We start from the raw sequence: 18,261 nt of genomic DNA on the forward strand, positions 1-18,261 counted from the left end.
TCAGCCGTCGCCGCGCACCGTGAACTCCACTCCCTCATCGGCCAGTTCGTCGAGCCATTGAGCCGACCGGGCCGCCGTCTCGGCCGCCCGGTTCAGGCCGGGCGGCAGTGTGCCGTCCAGGATGTGCCGGACGCCGAGCGCGAGGGTGCGCGAGACGCACCGCGCCATGGCGCTCTCCTCCTCGTCGCCCACCAGGTCCAGCAGGTAACTCCCCGCCCAGGAAGCCTGGTCGTCCGCCGCGTCGGAGTCCGCCTCCTGCGAGACCTCCAGGGAGACCTCCAGGACCACCCGGTCGCGGTCGGTGTCGGTCGTCGGATAGGTGTCGGCCAACTCCCGTGCCAGCGAGGCGATCCGCGCGTCGTCGCCCGCCTTCAGCTCCTCGAACACCGGCTCCCAGGCCCCCAGCCAGCCGTCCAGACGGAGGGTGCCGCGTACGAAGCCGACCGGCTTCCAGGCGGGCGGCAGCCCGTACTGCTCGACGAAGGGCACGCTGTCCCGGTTGGGGTACACCTCGAAGGACTCGCCGTCGACGACGTGCCGGCGGGTCGCCTCCCAGGGCCGGGCGGCGACCGTCTCGGCGCCGTCCGCGAAGTAACGAGCCGGTGTGCGAAGGGCGTTGAGAACCCCGAGAGGCGCCCAGCTGAAGCGGTAGCGGAAGTCGTTCGGGACGGCCGGGACACCGCCGCAGTACGAGGTGAAGCGGTACGAGGCCGCCGTGTCCGCGCCGACCGCCTCCCGTGCGCGGGCGACCAGCGCATGGGCGAAGAGATGGTCGATGCCCGGGTCGAGGCCGGCCTCGGTGAGGACGACCAGCCCCGCCCTCCCGGCCGCCGGGACCTGCTCCAGCACCGCGTCCGAGACATAGCTGGAGCAGGCGAAGTGGGCGCGCCGGGCCACGCAGGCCGCGAGCAGCGGGGCGTGGTCGGGGGCGGGCAGCATCGACACGACGACGTCACCCGGGGCGAGTTCGGCCGTGAGCGCGTCCAGGGTGTAGGCCCGGGGTGCGGCGCGCCCGGTCAGGCCCAGCCGGTCCAGGGCCTCGGCCGCGCGGTCCGTCGTACGGTGCCACAGCCGGACGCCGTCGGTGCGCGCGCACAGGCCGGCGAGCCCGCTGCCCGTGGACAGGCCGGCGCCGACCCAGTGGACGGTGCCGCTCGCGGGAACCACCTCAGTCATGGCCGAACTCGCCTCTTCCTGTGTTGAGTTCGATGCCGAGTTCACGACCCGCCCGCCGGAACCGTTCGAGACAGCGCGCCCAGGCGTCCCCGGCGGGGAGCTCCAGCAGCGGGGGCAGCAGGGCCGCCGAGAAGTCGGTGCTGGACTCGCGGGGCAGCAGCGACGGCAGGTTGTCGATGGCGATCAGATCGAGCGGGGGTTCCTTGTGCAGGGTGCGCACGGGGTCCGTCCACTGCGTGGTGCGGTCGTAGACGGGCAGGACGTTGAGGGGCGAGCCGACGTCGCAGGTGACGTCGCAGAGGGTGCGCAGCCTGCGGGCCGGGTCGTCCAGGTCTTCCTCGCGGACGAACGGCGGCACCGGGGTGGTGGCGAGGACGCAGTTCACGAGCAGGTCGTGGTCCAGCAGGGCGCGGCGGTCCAGCTCGCGGGTCTCCGCGAGGTCCCAGCAGGTGGGGTCGGCCCCGGCCGTGGCGAGGGCGGCCCGGGCGCCCCGGCCGCTGCGGCCCAGGGCGCCGACGACGAGTGCGGTGAACTCCTCGTCGCCCGGCCGGCGGCGCAGGGTCTCGTCCAGCTCGTCCTTGTCGGTGGGGCGCAGCGGTGCGGTCAGCCGGCCCCGGTGGTGGAGCACCGCGAGCGCGGCGCCGAGGTAGCCCGCCCAGAAGCCGAACGCGGCGAGCCTGCGGCCCTGTTCGTCGACCAGGTACTCCAGGTCCAGGAGCGCCCCTCCCCCGGCGGCGAACCGGCGCAGCAGGTCGGCCGCGCCGGGCTGCTGCTTGTAGGCGTGCCCGAAGAAGACATGGCGGTGCGTCAACTCCGTCGGCTCGTCGGGGAGTTCCTTCAGGCCGAGGACGACGGTGTCCGGCGGCGCCGACACCCAGGAGCCCGCGGGGGCGACGCGGGCGCCGATCGCCTCGTACTCCTCGACGGGGAAGATCCGCTGCGGGGACTCCTCGACGGTCAGCCGCGCCCCGGCCTCGACGAGACGGCGGGCGTCGTCGGGGACGAGGGGGGTGCGCCGTTCGGTGGTGCGGGTCTCGTGGCGCAGCCACAGGTGGGGGGCGGTGCTGCCCGTCATACGCGGTTGACCTCCGGACGCGGGGCGTCGGCCGCGAACCGGCCGGCGCTCAGGGGGGTGACGTCCACGAAGGGTACGCGGCCCAGGTAGAGGTCGCGGACGACCTCGCCGACGGCCGGCCCCTGCAGGAAGCCGTGCCCGGAGAAACCGGTCGCATACAGAAAACGGGATACCGAATGCGCCTCACCGATCAGGGCGTTGTGGTCCGGGGTCACCTCGTACAGTCCCGCCCAGCCTCCCGTGCGGCGCAGCTCCAGGATGTCGGGGGCCCGGTGCTCCAGGGCGGCGGCGAGGCGGGGGATCCAGCGGTCGTGGGTGTCGGTGGCGAAGCCGGGGCGTTCGTCCGGGTCGGACATGCCGACGAGGAGACCGGGGCCCTCGCCGTGGAAGTAGAGGGTGGTGGTGAAGTCGATCGTCATGGGCAGGTCCGGCCGAAGCCCGGGCACCGCTTCCGTGACCGCGATCTGTCGGCGCAGCGGCTGCACCGGCAGGTCCACGCCCACCATCGCGCCGACCGGCCGGGACCAGGCGCCGGCCGCGCAGATCACCGTGTCGGTGCTGATCGGGCCGAGGGTGGTGGTGACACCGGTGATGGTGTCGCCGCGGGTCTCGATGCCGGTCACCGCGGTGCGGCGCAGGATGCGCGCCCCGTGTCCGCGGGCTGCGGCCGCGTACCCCTGGACGACGGCCTCGGGGGTGCAGTGCCCGTCGTCGGGTGAGAACGCGGCCGCGCGTAAGCCGTCGGTGGTGATGAGCGGCGAGAGCCGGCGGGCCTCGGCCGGGTCGATCATGCGGCTGGGCACGCCGAGCGCGTTCTGCAGGGCCACGCCCGCCTCGAAGGAGGCGACCTCCTCGGGGGTGGAGAGCAGGAAGAGGTAGCCGACCCGGTGCAGCCCGATGTCCTGCCCGAACTGCTCGCCGAACCGCGCGAACGCCTCCAGGCTGCGCGCCCCGAGCTGGATGTTCAGCTCGTCGGAGAACTGGGCGCGCACCCCTCCGGCGGCCTTCGAGGTCGAGCCGGCGGCGAGCTCGTCCCGCTCCACCAGCAGGACGTCCCGTACGCCCGCGGCGGCCAGATGGTAGGCGATGCTGGTCCCGATCACTCCCCCGCCGATGACGACGACCGAGGCATGCGTGTTCACGCGAGCGGCTCCTTCACTTGCGGCGGCCCCGGCCCGAGTACCGAGGCCGGGGCTGTCACCTGCGACGACCGTTGTGATCCCTACCCACCGACGACGGCCGCGGCACGCTCAGGACCAGTGCGCCACCGCGTCCAGGTGCGGCAGCCGGTGGTCCATGCGCTCGCGCTTGGTGCGCAGGTAGGTGATGTTGTTCTCGCACGGCTCTATCAGCAGCGGCACCTCCTCGGCGACCTGGATGCCGTTGTCTACGAGCGCCTCGCGCTTGCGCGGGTTGTTCGACATCAGCCGCACGGACCGTACGCCGAGGTCGCGCAGGATGTCGGCGGCCACCTTGTAGTCGCGGGCGTCCACCGGGAAGCCGAGCGCCACGTTCGCCTCGACGGTGTCCAGGCCCTCCGCCTGCAGGGCCATCGCGCGCAGCTTGCCGAGCAGACCGATGCCGCGGCCCTCGTGCCCGCGCAGGTACACGACGATCCCGCTGCCCGCGGCGACGACGGCCCGCAGCGCCGACTCCAGCTGGTCGCCGCACTCGCAGTGCTGGGAGCCGAACGCGTCTCCGGTCAGGCACTCCGAGTGCAGCCGGGTCAGCACGTCCTCGCTGCCGATCTCGCCGTACACCAGGGCGACTTGTTCGTCGCCGCGGTCGTGGTCGAGGTAGCCCACCGCCTGGAATTTCCCGTACACGGTGGGCAAGGGGGCATTCACCACGCGTTCCACGCCGGTGCGCTGCGGGGTCTTCTTGCCGAGTACGCCCATTTTCTCTGTCATGATCTGATTCCTAAGCGGAGACGAAAGGCCGGGAAAAGATGAGTGGTTCGGAGATGAGGACGGCGGCGACGGCAGCGGCGGGCGCGGCGTACGGCCTGGTGCCGGTGGACACCACCGAGGACGTCCGCTCCCGGGGTGCGGGCGCCGCGACGCAGGTGGCGGTCCTGCCGGTCGGCAGCTTCGAACAGCACGGCCCGTACCTGCCGCTCGCCACGGACACCCTGGTCGCCTGTGCCATCGCGCGGGAGATAGCCGAGGCGTACCCGGTGCACCTCCTTCCGCCGGTGACCATCGCCTGCTCGCACGAGCACGCGGCCTGGCCGGGGACCGTCAGCATCTCCTCCGTGACCCTTCACGCGGTGGTACGGGACATCGCGGCGTCGCTGCGCCGCTCGGGCGTCGAGGCCCTGGTTCTGGTCAACGGACACGGCGGGAACTACGTCCTGGGCAACGCGGTCCAGGAGTCCTCCGCCCGCGGTGAGCGGATGGCGCTCTTCCCGGCCCCGGAGGACTGGGAGGCGGCGCGGGAACGGTCCGGGGTGCGGACCTCGCTCCTCACCGACATGCACGCCGGGGAGATCGAGACGTCGATCCTGCTGCACACCCATCCGGAACTCGTCCGGCCCGGTTACGAGTCCGCCGATTTCACCGCGGACGACCGTCGCCATCTGCTCACGCTGGGAATGTCCGCCTATACCGATTCGGGCGTCATCGGCCGTCCTTCCCTGGGGTCCGCGGAAAAGGGGAAGGAACTCCTCGCGAGCCTGGCGGATTCCTTCGGCGCGTATTTCTCACTGCTGACTTCGCGGAAGCCGACTTCGGAGAAGTCACCGAGCCCGGAGAAAACCTGGGACTCGGGGGACTCCGGGGACTCCGGCACCGAGTAGGCCGCCGTGCGCACGGGGCCGCTCTCACCGGCCCCGGCACCGGCGGCCCCGTTCTCCTCGGCCTGGGCCCCCTGCGGCCGACCGGCGCGTACGGCCGCGTACCAGCGCACGACGAGGACGACCGCCCCCGGCAGCGCGGCGACGAAGCTCAGCACGCCGTAGACCACCGCCACCGACAGGCCGGTGTCCGCGCCGAGTCCGGCCGCGCCGAACGCCCAGGCGGTGACACCCTCGCGGGGGCCCCAGCCGCCGACGTTGAGCGGCACGGCCATGGCGAGCAGGGCGAGCATCGCGATCGGCAGCAGGGTGAGGACGGTGACGGAGGAGCCGGCGACCCGCGCGGCCACGACGAACATCGCGACGTACCCGGCGAGCACGACCACCGACGACAGGGCGACCCCCGGCCCGTTGCGCCGCGACAGCAGCCCCTCGCGCGCCTCGGCCAGCAGCCCGCCGAGACGCCCGGCCGTACGCGTCCGGGAGGAGTTCATGCGCAGCGCGAGGACCACGGCGAGCGCCCCCACCCCGGCCAGCAGGATCAGCGGGGCGAGGCCGCGCGCCTCGGCCATGACCGGGGAGGGCAGCACCAGCAGGACCGTTACGCCCGCGACGGCCAGCGCGAGCTGTCCCGCCGTGCGCTCCAGCACGACCGCCCGTACACCGCGCCCGACGTCACCGGCGCTCTGCCCGTGCCGCACGGCGCGGTGCACGTCGCCGAGGATCCCGCCGGGCAGCGCCGCGTTCAGGAACAGCGCCCGGTAGTAGTCGGCGACCGCCGCGCCGAACGGCAGCCGGATCCGCAGGCCGCGCGCCACCAGCGCCCACCGCCAGGCGCTGAACACCGTGGTGACCGCGCCGATCCCGAGCGCGAGCAGCAGCGTCGGGACGTCGATGCGGCGCAGCCCGTCCAGGAACACGCCCGTCCCCATCCGCCACAGCAGCACCACGAGGATGAGGACGCCGGCGACCGTCCCGAAGTGCGTGCGCAGGGCGCGCGAGGCGAGGACCCTGCGCCACGCCGGCGGGGTGCGGTGCGCCTTGGTCACGATGACGCCGATCCGGGCCTCGGACACGGCGGGACCGGTGCGCGCCACCGACGGGGCGCGCGGCGGGCGCCGTACGGCCGGGGCGCCCTCGACCCGCACCGCGGGCGCGGCCGGCACGCGGGCGGCCGGCGGACCGGCCGCCTCGCGCCCCCGGCCGGTCCGCGCGCTCACCGTCTCGGCGCTCATCAGGCGCGTCCCGTCGGCCGGGCCAGGGCGAGCAGGTCGCTGTGGTGGACGGTGACCCGCAGCTCGCCCGCCTGGCAGGCGGCGAGCCGGGCCGCCAGATAGGTCTCGGCGCGTTCGGTGAGGTCGGGGCGCTGCTCGACGGCCGCGCCGACCCAGCCGCGCAGCCACTGGGCGGTCAGCGCGGCGTGCTCGGGGCCGAGCCGCCAGGGGCTCGGGTGGACCTTGACGGTGGCGCCGTGGTCGGCGAACGCCTCGCAGGCGACGCCCACCGCGTCCGGGCCGAGCAGTCCGCCACGCCGCTGGTGGTCGTTGAACGCGGCGGTGAGCTCCTCGTCCATCGGGTCCGGCGTGGAGAACTCGACGCGGCCGGCGACGGACAGCGTCAGCAGAGCCGGGCAGCCGGCGCCCGCGCAGGCCGCGGCGAGCGTCTCGATCTCCTCGCGGGTGAGGACGTCGAGGAGCGCGGAGGCGGTGACCAGCGCGGCGCCGGTCAGGGCGTCCGGGGTGAGCCGGGCGACGTCGCCGCGCCGGGTCTCCACGGTGACCCGGCTGCCGTCGGCGGCCGCGCGCGGGGAGGCGACGGCCGCGAAGTGCAGCAGGTAGGGGTCGCGGTCGTGCAGGATCCAGTGCTGGCCGCCGTCCAGGCGGGGCGCGAGCCAGCGGCCCATCGAGCCGGTGCCGCAGCCCAGGTCGTGCACGGCGAGGGAGCCGCCCCGGCCGCTCGGCAGGTTCGCGAGCCGGATCCGCAGCGGGTCCAGCAGGTCCACCGCCCGCGCCGCCGCGTCCGCGGGCTCGCGCAGCTGGAGCCACTCGGGCGCGTACCGGGGCTGGTCCTCGGGACCGGCCTCGCGCAGCCGTACGGTGGGCCGCTCGCCGGGCCGGGCGACGGGGCCGGCGCCCGCTATCACCGCGCCGTCGCCGGCCTCCGTCACCACGTCGGTGGCGGTCTCGGTCACGGCGCCGGTGCCGGCCTCGGCGACGGCCGCGCCGCCGTCCTGCAACGTCACGGTCTCGGTCATGGTGGGGGCCTCCTTCGGGCCCGGCTGGGTGGGGATGGCCCCCACGCGCCGCGCCACGTCCGCCGGGGTCGCCGTCGTCTTCCTCATGCCGCCCTCCGGGGTTCGCCGGGAAGCCGGCCGAGGACGCCGGCCAGGCTCTGGGCGGTGGACGCCCAGCCGTTCAGGGCCGCCCGGCGGCTGCGCGCGGCCGCCTTCAGCCGGCGCCGCACGTCCGCCTCGCCGAACCAGCCGCGCAGTTCCGCGGCGAGGGCGGCCGGGTTCTCCGGCGGGACGAGGATGCCGGGCATCCCGCCGTCGGGGGCGCGGCCGACGGCCTCGGGCAGCCCGCCGACATCGGTCGCGAGGACCGGGATGCCGCGGGCGAGGGCCTCGGTGACCGCCATGCCGTAGGTCTCGGCGTAGGAGGTGAGGACCATCAGGTCCGCGGAGGCGTACGCGGCGTCGAGCTCGGCGCCCGCCTTCGGTCCGGCGAGCTCCAGCCGGTCCTCGAGGCCGTGCCGCCGGATGAGCCCGCGCAGATGGGCGACGTACTCCGGGTCCTGGGTCAGGCCGCCCACGCACACGCAGCTCCACCGCAGGTCGGTGACGGCGGCCAGCGCCTCCACCAGCCGGTGCTGCCCCTTGCGCGGGGTCACGGCGGCCACGCACAGCAGCCGGGAGACACCGTCGGTGCCGGAGGCGAGGGGCGCGATGTCGGCGCCGGGAGCGGCGCAGTGCACCTTCTCCGGGGCCAGACCGTGGTGGGAGACCAGCCGGCGCACCGCCCAGTCGCTGGTGGCGATCACCGCGGGCACCGCCCGCAGCACGGCCCGCTCCTTGGCGTCGAGTTCGGCGGCGACCAGCGGCTCCAGGCCCGTCTCGTCGCCGAGCGGCAGATGGACGAGGACCGCGAGCCGCAGCCGCTCCGCCTCGGGCACCACGATCTCCGGGACCCCGCAGGCCACCAGCCCGTCCAGCAGGACGACCGTGCCGTCGGGGAACGAGGCCAGGGTCCGCGCCAGTTCCGTGCGGGCCGCGGTCTCCGGGCGCGGCCACAGACCGTTCACCAGGTGCTTGTGGACCTGCCAGCCGAAGCCGGGCAGGTCCAGGCAGACCCGCCGGTCGTAGGCGTTGCCGCCGCTGGGGTTGGCCGTGTCGTAGACACCGCCGGGCATGACGAAGTGCACGGAGCGCAGGGACATGGGGATGAGGTCACCCGTCTTCCGGGCCGTGGGAGCCGTGGGGGCCTTGGGTGCCGCGGTCTGCACGGGCACGTAGGCGAGCGGGGCCTTCTCCAGGGTCACGTCGGTCACAGCGCACGCTCGTAACTCGCCCAGGCGATGTGCGACTCGTGCAGGGTGACGGAGATCGAGGCGATGCCGCGGGCGCCCTCGCCGAGCGCGCCCTTGTGGATCCGCTCGGCGAGCCGGTCCGCGACGACCTTGGCGAGGAACTCGGTGGAGGTGTTGACCCCCGCGAAGTCGGGCTCGTTGTCGAGGTTGCGGTAGTTCAGCTCGGCGACCACGGCGCCGAGCTCCTGGGTGGCCAGTCCGATGTCGACGACGATGTTGTCGTCGTCCAGCTGCTCGCGGCGGAACGTGGCGTCCACCAGGAACGTCGCTCCGTGCAGGCGCTGCGCGGGTCCGAAGACCTCACCGCGGAAGCTGTGGGCGATCATGATGTGATCGCGGACGGTGACACTGAACAACGGACGACCCTCCAGGTGCGGCGCGTCTGGTCCCCCGGCCATTGGCCGCCGGGGGATGCCGTGTAGTACGGCTCTTCGCTTCCCCGTGTTCAGTCGGATCTCACTCTTTTCTCAGGTCAGGCGCTCTTGCTGGTCCCGGACGGGTACCTGACGCGGTGACACAGGGCGGGGATCTCGCCCGACGCCAGCCTCGGCATCACCTCCGGCAGCTCCTCGAACGCGCTTTCCCCCGTGACGAGCGCGTCTAGCGCCGGGTCGGCCAGCAGGTCGAGGGCGAGCGCGAGCCGGTCGGCGTAGCTGCGGTTCGCCCGGGCCGGGGAGACGGTCCCGACCTGGCTGCTGCGGATGACCAGCCGGCGCGAGTGGAAGGCCTCACCGAGCGGCAGCGCCACCGCCCGGTCGCCGTACCAGCTCAGTTCGAGGACGGTGCCCTCGGCACGCAGCAGTTCCAGGGAGCGGGTCAGGCCCTGCTCGGTGGCGCTGGCGTGCACGACCAGGTCGCAGCCGCCGAGCGCGTTGCTCGGCAGCGCGAAGCCGACCCCGAGCGCCTCGGCGGTCTTCGCGCGCGCCGGGTCGGCGTCCACCAACTGCACCCGCACACCCGGGAAACGGGCCAGCAGCGCCGCGACCGAACAGCCGACCATGCCGCCGCCGACCACCGCGATCCGGTCCCCGACCAGCGGCCGCGCGTCCCACAGCGCGTTGACGGCGGTCTCCACGGTGCCGGCCAGCACGGCCCGCGCGGCCGGCACGGAGTCCGGTACGACCGTGACGGCCGTCTCGGGGACGACGTACCGCGTCTGATGCGGATACAGGCAGAACACGGTCCGCCCGACGAGCCGCGCGGGGCCCTCCTCCACCACCCCCACACTGAGGTAGCCGTACTTCACGGGCGCCGGGAAGTCGCCCTCCTGGAACGGCGCCCGCATCACGGCGTGCTGGCTCACGGGCACCCCTCCGCGGAAGACGAGCGTCTCCGTGCCGCGGCTGACCCCCGAGTACAGCGAACGGACCACGACCTCGCCCTCGCCCGGCTCCGGAAGGGCGACGTCGCGGACCTCACCCCGCCCCGGGGAGTCGATCCAGAACGCGCGTCCGCTGCGGTTCATCGGCATCCTCCTGAACGATCTGCAACCGGTGCACGTACCGAGGTGTGCACAGGTCGCGCACAGTACGCGGCACTGATCATCTCTGTCACCTGGCCGGAGGAATGTGCGGTGGCCCTGAACAACACTTACGACGCAAGGCTGGTCCAGCAGGAGACCGCTGTGGGAGCGGGCGTGCAGATCCTGTTGCTGGCCCTGCTCGGCTCGGCGATCGGCATGGGGCCGGCGGGCTGGGTCACCGGCCTCGTCTTCGCCGTCGCCACCTGGGCGGTCCTCTCCCGGGCCCTGCACCGCTCCCGGCTGCGCTCCTTCGGCCCCGCCAACCGGGTCACGCTCGGCCGCGCCACCCTCGTCGGCGGGGTGACCGCCCTGGTCGCCGACTCCTTCGAGTCCGCCCCGCCGGTCACCCTGCTGGTCGGCCTCACCGCCGTCGCCCTGATCCTCGACGGCGTCGACGGCAAGGTCGCCCGCCGCACCGGCACCTCCACCGCGCTCGGCGCCCGCTTCGACATGGAGGTCGACGCGTTCCTCATCCTCGTCCTGAGCGTGTACGTCTCCACGCAGCTCGGACCGTGGGTCCTGCTGATCGGCGCCATGCGCTACGTCTTCGTCGCCGCCGCCCGCGTCGCCCCCTGGCTCAACGCGCCGCTGCCGCCGAGCATGGCCCGCAAGACCGTCGCCGCCCTCCAGGGCATCTGCCTCCTCGTCGCCGGCGCCGACCTCCTCCCCCACGCCGGCAACCTCGCCGTCGCGCTGCTGGCCCTCGGCTCCCTGCTCTGGTCCTTCGGCCGCGACGTCCTGTGGCTGTACCGCACCTCCCGGCCGCGGGCGCAGCGCCCGGTGGAGCAGCGGGTCCTCGAACTCGCATAGCTCTCGACCGGCGTTCACGCCCCTGTGCCGTAGCCCCCACGGGAAAGGGCCCGCACCGTCATGGACGGTCCGGGCCCTTCCGTATGGGCCGCGCCGAGGGCATTCCCACGACGGTGCCGACCGCGTTCCTACGATCCCGCCGACCGCGTTTCCACGACCGTCTCGGCGTTGGTACGACCGTCTCGGCGGCGTCGGCCGGGCAGCAGGGCGACGGCGGCGGCCGGTACCGCGGCGAGCAGCAGCCAGGGCACCGCGGGAGGCAGCCCGGTGTCGAGAAGGGCGCCGGTGGCCGCGCTGCCGAGCAGCACGATCAGGCCGGAGACGGACGACAGCGCCCCGGTGTAGAGACCGAGCCGGCCCCTCTCGGCGAGGTCGGGGACCCAGGCGCGGGCGGCGGGCGCGACGAGCATCTGGCCCAGGGTGAGCAGCACGACGAAGGCGGCGGCGGGCAGCAGCCCGGCCGTCCCGGTCCGCCCCGCGGGCAGCGCGGCGGCGACCACCGCGAACCCGGCGGCGATCAGCGCGAGGCCGGCCGCCAGGCAACGGCGGGTGCTCAGCCGGTCCCCCGCCCACCGGGTGACGGGCAGTTGGGCGGTCACCACCAGCAGCGACGACAGCGCGAACAGCCAGGCCAGCGGCGCCTGCGAACCCGCCGCGCGCTCCACCTCGGCGGGCAGGGCGAGGTAGAGCTGGTTGTAGGCGAGGAGGTAGGCGCCGTAGGCACAGCACAGGGCGAGGAAGCGTCGGTTGCGCAGCAACGGGCCGATCCCGCCCCGGACCCGGACCCGCTCCCGGCCGGGAAGGTGCTGCGGCAGCAGCCTCGCGTGGGCGACGAACACCACGACGAAGACCCCGGCGCCCGCGAGACACACGGTTCGGAAGTCGACCGACAGCAGCAGCGCGCCCAGCAGCGGTCCGACGAACGCCCCGGTCTGTCCGGCGACCGTGAACAGCGCCAGCACCCGGGTGCGCGGACCGCCGGCCGCCTCCTCGTGGAGAACGGCCTGCCGGGCCACCTCCGACTCGACCGCCGGGGAGAACAGCGCGGCGGCGAACCCGACCAGCAGCACGGCCCCGATCACCGCCCAGGGCTCCTCGGCGTACCCGAGCCAGCCGAACCCGGCGATCCGCAGCGCACAGCCGGCCAGGACGACGGGCCGCACCCCGTACCGGTCGGCCAGCGCCCCGCCCACCACGAACAGCCCCTGCTGGCTGAAGGTCCGCAGCCCCAGCACGAACCCGACGAGCCACCCCGCCATCCCCACCGCCGTGCCCAGATGCCCGGCGAGGAACGGCAACACCGCGAAGAAGCCCACGTTGAAGGCGAGTTGGGTGAGGACGAGAAGCCGAAGGAGAGGGGAGAGACGCCCAAGACCCTTCATGACGCGACGTCACCCCGCTTGTTGGGACGGTCTTTCGCTCGGCCCTGCGCCGCCGTGACCGCGAGGGCGCCCAGCAGGGCGAGGACGGCTGCGGGGGCGAGCACGGCCCAGGGGGCGCGTTCGGCGTAGGGCTGGTTCTCGGCGAGCAGCAGCCCCCACTCGGGCGACGGCGGCTGCGCACCGAGCCCGAGGAAACCCAGCGACGCGAGCGCGAGGGCGACCCCGGGCAGCCGCAGCAGGGCGTGCCGGACCACCGGCGGGACGACGGCGGGCAGAAGCCCCCGCCGCAGCAGATGCCACCGCCCGGCCCCCAGGGCACGCGTGGCGGTGAGATGCAGGGCGGCCCGCTCCTGCCGCAACAGGGCGGAGGTGTGCGCGGCGAGCGGCGCCCACGCCACCACGGCCACCGCGACCACGGGCGTCGCACCCCCACCGCCCCACAGCGCGGCCACGAGCAGACCGGCCAGCACGGGCGGCACGGCGTTGACGGTGTCCACGAGCGGCCCCGACAAGCGGGGCGACAACCCGAGCAGCACCCCGGCGACCAGGGCGAGCACGCTCACGGCGAGGGCGAGCAGCAGGGTGTCGAGAGCGCCGTGGGCGACACGGGCCAGCATGTCCCGGCCGAGGGCGTCGGTGCCGAAGGGGTGGGCGGGGGTGGGGGGTCGGAGGCGGGTGGTGGTGTCGAGGGCGAGGGGGTCTCGGGGGAGGCCGAGGGCGATGACGACGAGCAGCAGAAGGCTGTATGCAATGGGCAGGATCCTGCGGTCGGTCGACGGGATTCTTCTGACCGCCGACGAGATGCTGCGAGCGGTCGACGAGATCCTGCGGGTTGTCGACGGGATTTTGCGGGCGGTCGACAGTGATCCGCGGGCAGTCGACGGTGTCCCGTGGCGTGTATGCAGTGACACGTGGGGTGTATGCAGTGACACGTGGGGTGTATGCAGTGACCCGTGGGGTGTATGCGATGACCCGTGGGGTGTATGCAGTGGCCGGTGGAGTGTATGCAAGGCTCCGTCGCGCAGGGCGGGGCCCACCAGCCGTCCGACGGCGAGGCGGGCCGTGGCCGTGGTGACGGCGGCGAGGGCGACGAGTGCGAGCATGCCGGCCTGCAGGACGGGGAGGTCCTGGGCGAGTGCGGCCTGGAGGGTGGTCCGCCCCAGGCCCGGGATGTCGAAGATCTGTTCCACGGCGACGGCTCCTCCGGTCAGTCCCACGGCGAACAGGCCGAGGTTGGGGAGGAGTCCGGGCAGGCAGCGGTGCAGCGCGTGGCGGGCGACGGTCCGGCCGGGGAGTCCGCGTGCGGTGGCGGCCGAGGCCCAGGGCTCGGTGAAGGCGGCGGGCAGTTGGTCGTCGAGGAGGCGCCCGAGGACGGCTCCGGCCGGCAGGCCGAGGGCGAGCGCGGGCAGGACGGTCCACTGCGGGCCGTACCAGCCGAGGGCGGGCAGCCAGCCGAGTCGTACGCCGACGACGGTGGCGAGGACGGAGGCGGTGAGGAACTCGGGGAGCGCGGCGAGCGCGGCGGAGACCGAGCCGCCCGGGGTCCGTCCGTGGAGTCGGCGGCGGGCGCCGAGGTACAGGGTGCGGGCGCACACGGCGGCGGCCGTCACGCAGGCGACGACGAGGGACACCGCCATCAGCGACAGGGATGCCCCGAGGGCCTGTCCGACGGCGGGGGCGACCTCGGACCCGGAGATCCAGGACCGTCCGGCGTCCCCGCGCGGCAGCCCCCCGAGCCATCGCCCGAGGAGATTCAATGGGCCTTCGTCCAGGCCCAGTTGGGTACGGACCGCGGCCAGGACCTCGGGGGTGGGGTCGCGGTCGGCGGAGCGGGCCTTGAGGACGGTGAGCGCGGGGTCGGTGTGCGAGAGCCAGGGCAGCAGTCCGATCCCGCACACCAGCGCCGCGGCCAGTCCGGCACGCCACACCAGCGTGCCCAGTCTGCCTCCCATGCGGCTCAGCGCCGGGTGCCGGTGCCGACCAGGGTGCGCTCGTACGGGTCGAGGAGCACCCCGCCGACCGTGCCGGCGACACCGGTGATGACACGCTGGTGGACCAGGGGGACGACGGCGTCGGTGCCGAGGACGCGGGCCTCGGCGGCCAGGGCGGCGTCCTGCCGCCGGTCGGTGTCGGCGACCGCCTGGGCGCGGGCGACGGCCCGGTCGACGTCCTTGTCGCACAGCAGCGCCAGGTTGTAGCCGCCGTCGCAGGTGAAGTCGCCGGCGAGCAGGGAGACCGGGTCGCCGGTGTCGAGCAGGCTGTTGCGGGCGCCGACGAACGCGTCGAACTTTCCGGCCAGGGCGTCGCTCTCCAGCCGCGCGTACTCGCGCACCTCCAGCGTCACCGTGAACCCGGCCTTCTCCAGCTGCTGTTTCAACACCTGGGCGACTTCCGGGAGTTCGGGCCGGTTGTCGTAGGTGGCGAGGGTGATCGGGGCGCCGTCGGGCCGGCCGGCCCTCACCCGCCCGACGGGCGCGATCCGCTTGGCCTCGGCCCAGGTGACGGCGGGGCCGTAGATGCCGGCGCCGGGGTCGGCGTGGCCCTCGTAGACGCCGTCGGCGAGCGCGGTGGTGTCGACGGCGGCGCGGGCCGCGGCCCGCAGCGAGGCGTCCTTGAAGACACCCGACTCCGTGTTGAGGAACAGGCTGGTGGTGCGGGTGGTGGCGGTCTCGCGGCGGCTGCCCGCGTCGAGGGTGGCGGCCTGGGCGACGGGTATCGCCTCGGCGACGTCGATCTGGCCGGTGCGCAGGGCGTTGGCGCGGGCGGTGCCGTCGGCGATGAAACGGGCGTCGATGCCGGAGGCCTGGGCGCGGCCGCCCCAGTAGTCGTCGAAGCGGTCGAGGGCGGCGGCGGTGCTGCCGGTGACCTCGGTGAGGGCGAAGGGGCCGGTGGCGGTGCCGACCGGGTCGACGGCGTTCTGGTCCTCGTACGCCTTGGGGGCGAGGACGGCGAGGCCGGGGCTCGCCAGCCGCAGCGGCAGCACGGGGTCGGGTGCGGTCGTGGTGATCCGTACGGCCGTCGCGCCGTCGGCCTCGGCCGTGAGGGTGACGCCGGCCAGGGCGGCGGGGGCGGGTTCGGCCCGGCCGGCGCGGGTGAGGGCGGTGACGACGGCGGTGGGGGTGACCCGCGTGCCGTCCTGGAACTGCGCCTCGCGCAGGGTGAACAGCCAGCTCCGGTCGTTCTCGCGCCGCCAGGACGCGGCGAGCGCGGGTGCGGCGGCGCCGTTGGCGTCGAGGGCGGTCAGGCCCTCGGTCACGCCGAGGCGGCTGAGGATCGTGGCGTCGGCGCCGTACGGGGAGAGGTTCTCGGCGGGCGGGAAGGCGAGGGCGACGCGCAGCCGCGAACCGTCCTTGCCGTCGGCCGTTCCGCCGCCGTCGCCGTCGCCGTCGCCGGGGGAGGCGAAACAGCCGGTGAGCAGCGGGGTGAGGAGGAGCGCGGTGAGCAGGCGCGGGCGGCGGGGAGGGTGCATGGGAGACCGATCTAGGGGATGGGGGAGGGCGGGGCGGGGCGGTTGAGGGAGGGCAGGGCGACCTCGAAGTGGACGGTCCGCTGCGCGCCGCCGGGGTCCTCGCGCTCGTCGTGCACGACCGTGCCGAGTGACCGCCAGAAGCCCTCGGCACCCTCGACGGCGGGGTCGGTGTGCAGATAGACGGAGCGGTATCCGCCGTCGGCGGCCGCGAAGGCGAGGAGGTGGGCGACGAGCCGTCGGGCGAGGCCGCGCCGGCGGTGTTCGGGGCGTACGTACACCCGGCGCAGTTGCGCTGTCGCGCCGGAGGGGAAGCGTTCGGCGACCCGGCGCGGGTTCGGCGGATGCAGAGGCCCGCGCGAGTCCAGCGCGGCCGTGGCGACGACCTCCCCGCTGACGTCGTCCACCGCGACCAGCAGGGTGTGGCGGACCGGGGTCAGATAGGCGGCGGCCGGGTCGATGACGTCGCCGTGCCAGCGGGGCACGTATCCGGTGCCGAAGTCGCGGTAGACGGTGTCGAGCATGACGGCACGGGCGCCGTCGAGGTCATCGTGGCCTGCGGGCCTTATGCAGTAGTCACGCACTTGCACATCATATGCAATAAGGCTCGGACTTGCGACCATCACCCCTCACCCTCCGACACGACCCGACTCGCCTGGCTCGACTTGACAGTGATCACCACCTGCCCCCAACCTAACCACATGACATTCATTTTCAAAAAGGCGGGCTCATAGATGCGCGTCGCGTTCGTCGGCAAGGGCGGCAGCGGCAAGACCACCCTGTCGGCGCTGTTCGCCCGCGAACTGGCACGCTCCGGCGCGCCCGTGCTCGCCGTGGACGGCGACATCAACCAGCACCTGGCCGAGGCGCTCGACCCCGACGCCGGCCCGTTCACCGCCCCGCCGCTCGCGGCGCACACGGCCGACATCAAGGACCTCCTGCGCGGCACCAACCCGCGGATCGCCTCCCGCGAGGCGATGATCAAGACCACTCCGCCCGGGCGGGGTTCACGGCTGCTGCGCCTGCTCGGCGACGACGCGTTGCACGCCCGTCACGTCCAGCAGGTGGGTGGTGTCCCCCTGATGGTCACCGGCGAGTTCGACGAGAGCGACCTCGGAGTGGCCTGCTACCACTCCAAACTCGGCGCCGTCGAGCTCTACCTCGGGCATCTGGTCGACGGCCCCGGCGAGTACGTCGTCGTCGACATGACCGCCGGCGCCGACGCTTTCGCCTCCGGCCTGTTCACCCGCTTCGACATGACGTTCCTGGTGGCCGAACCCACCCGCAGGGGCGTCTCCGTCCACCGCCAGTACCGCGACCACGCCGCCGAGTTCGGCATCCCGCTCGCCGTGGTCGGCAACAAGGTGACCGGTGAGGACGATCTGCTGTTCCTCAAGGAGCAGGTGGGCGACGACCTCCTCACCCACCTGGACCACTCCCCCTGGATCCGCTCCGCCGAACGCGGCACTCCCCAGGGCGAGTTGGAATCGTCGAACCGTCACGCGCTCGCCGTCCTGCGCGCGGCCGTCGACGCCCGCCCCAAGGACTGGCCGACGCTCCACCGCCACGCCGTCGACTTCCACCTGCGCAACGCCCGCGCCTGGGCGAACGCGGCGACGGGCCAGGACCTGGCGGCCCAGGTGGACCCGGAGTTCGTCCCCGGCCCCGCCGCACTGACCTGACGACCACTGCCGTCCAGCCAACTTCCGCAGCCGCTATGGGCTGTTAGCCCCCTCTCCCCCACCAAGGAACAGGACACCCCCATGTCTCTCGACGTCTCCCCCGAGCTCCTCGCCGAGGCCGAAGCCGGTGACATCCGCGAGGCGGACTTCGTGCACACCGTCCGCACCTCGCTGCCGTACGCCTACGACCTCATCGAGTCCCTCTCCGTCCGACTCCACGCCGGCACGGCCGAGTTCGCCGACAACCAGACTCCTCCGCCGTCCGAGCAGGAGCGCGGCCAGCTGCTGCGCGCCCTCGCCAGCGACGCGATCCGCGGCAGCCTGGAACGCCACTTCGGCGTGACCCTCGCCTTCCAGAACTGCCACCGCGTGGCCGCCTTCCGCCCGGAGGCCCGGGACGGGCGGACGCACACCCGCTTCACCTCGACCCGGGCGCAGGTGCTGAACCAGTCGGCCGAACTGCGCGACTGCTGACCGTCAGGCAGCCCGCCGCACTCCGAGCCGGTCGAGGGGTGCGGCGACCGTCGCCGGTCACCCGACCGTGCGGCCAGTTCGACTTCGTAGACCTCGCGCATGTCGGCGGGGAAGCCGCCGCCGTGGACGGGGTCGGGCCACCAGCGGTTGGTGCGGCCGTCCATGCGGTTCGCGGTGGCGAGGTCCTCGGGGCGGTCGGTGGCCGGGCCGAGGAGCATGCGGGATCGGTGGAGAACTCCGGCACCACCACTTGACGTACATGTTCGGGTAGTTGAAGCATTCAGCGACGAGAGAG

General features: G+C 73.9%; 16 protein-coding genes and 2 pseudogenes. 4 read left to right on the forward strand and 14 right to left on the reverse strand.

Features of this window, described 5'->3' with window-relative positions; translation table 11 throughout:
- The 4 genes from OG852_RS09200 to ribA form a co-directional block, all read right to left on the reverse strand.
- Entirely contained in the window at window positions 1–1,176 is a 1,176-nt protein-coding gene (locus OG852_RS09200; RefSeq protein WP_330347565.1) for a saccharopine dehydrogenase family protein, read from the reverse strand.
- Window positions 1,169–2,251: a saccharopine dehydrogenase gene (locus OG852_RS09205; protein WP_330347566.1), complete on the reverse strand. Its 1,083-nt coding sequence runs from the start codon at window positions 2,249–2,251 to the stop codon at window positions 1,169–1,171. Before OG852_RS09205 ends, OG852_RS09200 begins: the two co-directional genes overlap by 8 nt.
- Entirely contained in the window at window positions 2,248–3,393 is a 1,146-nt protein-coding gene (locus OG852_RS09210) for an NAD(P)/FAD-dependent oxidoreductase (RefSeq protein WP_133913784.1), read from the reverse strand. The genes OG852_RS09205 and OG852_RS09210 overlap by 4 nt, the downstream gene beginning before the upstream one ends.
- A 108-nt stretch (window positions 3,394–3,501) precedes the next feature.
- Complete coding sequence (ribA, locus tag OG852_RS09215) at window positions 3,502–4,161, reverse strand: GTP cyclohydrolase II (protein WP_133913785.1); 660 nt, start codon at window positions 4,159–4,161, stop codon at window positions 3,502–3,504.
- A 38-nt stretch (window positions 4,162–4,199) separates the two neighbouring features.
- Here ribA and OG852_RS09220 point away from each other — a divergent pair, with 38 nt between their 5' ends.
- Window positions 4,200–5,048 (forward strand): creatininase family protein, encoded by an 849-nt coding sequence (locus OG852_RS09220; RefSeq protein ID WP_330347567.1) that lies wholly within the window; start codon window positions 4,200–4,202, stop codon window positions 5,046–5,048.
- A gap of 185 nt (window positions 5,049–5,233) precedes the next feature.
- Here OG852_RS09220 and OG852_RS09225 read toward each other — a convergent pair.
- The 5 genes and pseudogenes from OG852_RS09225 to OG852_RS09245 all read right to left on the reverse strand — a co-directional run.
- Window positions 5,234–6,280, reverse strand: a pseudogene (locus OG852_RS09225) (lysylphosphatidylglycerol synthase transmembrane domain-containing protein); the annotation flags it as partial.
- Window positions 6,280–7,386, reverse strand: coding sequence for a trans-aconitate methyltransferase (locus OG852_RS09230; protein WP_133913787.1), 1,107 nt, complete (start codon window positions 7,384–7,386; stop codon window positions 6,280–6,282). The pseudogene OG852_RS09225 and the gene OG852_RS09230, both read right to left, overlap by 1 nt.
- Window positions 7,383–8,591: a glycosyltransferase family 4 protein gene (locus OG852_RS09235; protein WP_133913788.1), complete on the reverse strand. Its 1,209-nt coding sequence runs from the start codon at window positions 8,589–8,591 to the stop codon at window positions 7,383–7,385. Before OG852_RS09235 ends, OG852_RS09230 begins: the two co-directional genes overlap by 4 nt.
- The gene (locus tag OG852_RS09240) at window positions 8,588–8,986 is read right to left on the reverse strand and encodes a 6-pyruvoyl trahydropterin synthase family protein (protein WP_133913789.1); all 399 of its coding nucleotides are present in this window, start codon (window positions 8,984–8,986) and stop codon (window positions 8,588–8,590) included. The genes OG852_RS09235 and OG852_RS09240 overlap by 4 nt, the downstream gene beginning before the upstream one ends.
- A gap of 116 nt (window positions 8,987–9,102) precedes the next feature.
- Window positions 9,103–10,095, reverse strand: a complete 993-nt coding sequence (locus tag OG852_RS09245; RefSeq protein WP_133913790.1) for a zinc-dependent alcohol dehydrogenase — start codon at window positions 10,093–10,095, stop codon at window positions 9,103–9,105.
- Window positions 10,096–10,203: 108 nt separating this feature from the next.
- On the opposite strand from OG852_RS09245, the gene OG852_RS09250 reads away from it, so the two are divergent.
- A complete protein-coding gene (locus OG852_RS09250; protein WP_133913791.1) occupies window positions 10,204–10,962 on the forward strand; it encodes a CDP-alcohol phosphatidyltransferase family protein in 759 nt (252 codons plus the stop codon).
- 128 nt (window positions 10,963–11,090) lie between these two features.
- On the opposite strand, the gene OG852_RS09255 is transcribed toward OG852_RS09250, so the two are convergent.
- The 4 genes from OG852_RS09255 to OG852_RS09270 are packed head-to-tail and all read right to left on the reverse strand — an operon-like array spanning window position 11,091 to window position 16,394.
- On the reverse strand, window positions 11,091–12,344 hold the full coding sequence (locus OG852_RS09255) for an MDR family MFS transporter (protein WP_330347568.1): 1,254 nt from the start codon (window positions 12,342–12,344) through the stop codon (window positions 11,091–11,093).
- Entirely contained in the window at window positions 12,341–14,296 is a 1,956-nt protein-coding gene (locus OG852_RS09260) for an ABC transporter permease subunit (RefSeq protein ID WP_330347569.1), read from the reverse strand. The genes OG852_RS09255 and OG852_RS09260 overlap by 4 nt, the downstream gene beginning before the upstream one ends.
- A gap of 5 nt (window positions 14,297–14,301) precedes the next feature.
- The gene (locus OG852_RS09265; RefSeq protein ID WP_133913794.1) at window positions 14,302–15,813 is read right to left on the reverse strand and encodes an ABC transporter substrate-binding protein; all 1,512 of its coding nucleotides are present in this window, start codon (window positions 15,811–15,813) and stop codon (window positions 14,302–14,304) included.
- Between the two features lie 11 nt (window positions 15,814–15,824).
- Window positions 15,825–16,394, reverse strand: a complete 570-nt coding sequence (locus OG852_RS09270) for a GNAT family N-acetyltransferase (RefSeq protein ID WP_133913795.1) — start codon at window positions 16,392–16,394, stop codon at window positions 15,825–15,827.
- 150 nt (window positions 16,395–16,544) lie between these two features.
- Between OG852_RS09270 and OG852_RS09275 the strand changes: the two genes are divergently transcribed.
- Both OG852_RS09275 and OG852_RS09280 read left to right on the forward strand, forming a co-directional pair.
- A complete protein-coding gene (locus tag OG852_RS09275) occupies window positions 16,545–17,492 on the forward strand; it encodes an ATP-binding protein (protein ID WP_330347570.1) in 948 nt (315 codons plus the stop codon).
- 81 nt (window positions 17,493–17,573) lie between these two features.
- Complete coding sequence (locus OG852_RS09280; protein ID WP_330347571.1) at window positions 17,574–17,966, forward strand: SCO5389 family protein; 393 nt, start codon at window positions 17,574–17,576, stop codon at window positions 17,964–17,966.
- A gap of 18 nt (window positions 17,967–17,984) precedes the next feature.
- Here OG852_RS09280 and OG852_RS09285 read toward each other — a convergent pair.
- Window positions 17,985–18,172 (reverse strand): annotated as a pseudogene (locus OG852_RS09285) (beta-glucosidase); the annotation flags it as partial.
- Window positions 18,173–18,261 lie beyond the last annotated feature (89 nt).

The organism is Streptomyces sp. NBC_00582 (assembly GCF_036345155.1).
Lineage (GTDB): Bacteria > Actinomycetota > Actinomycetes > Streptomycetales > Streptomycetaceae > Streptomyces.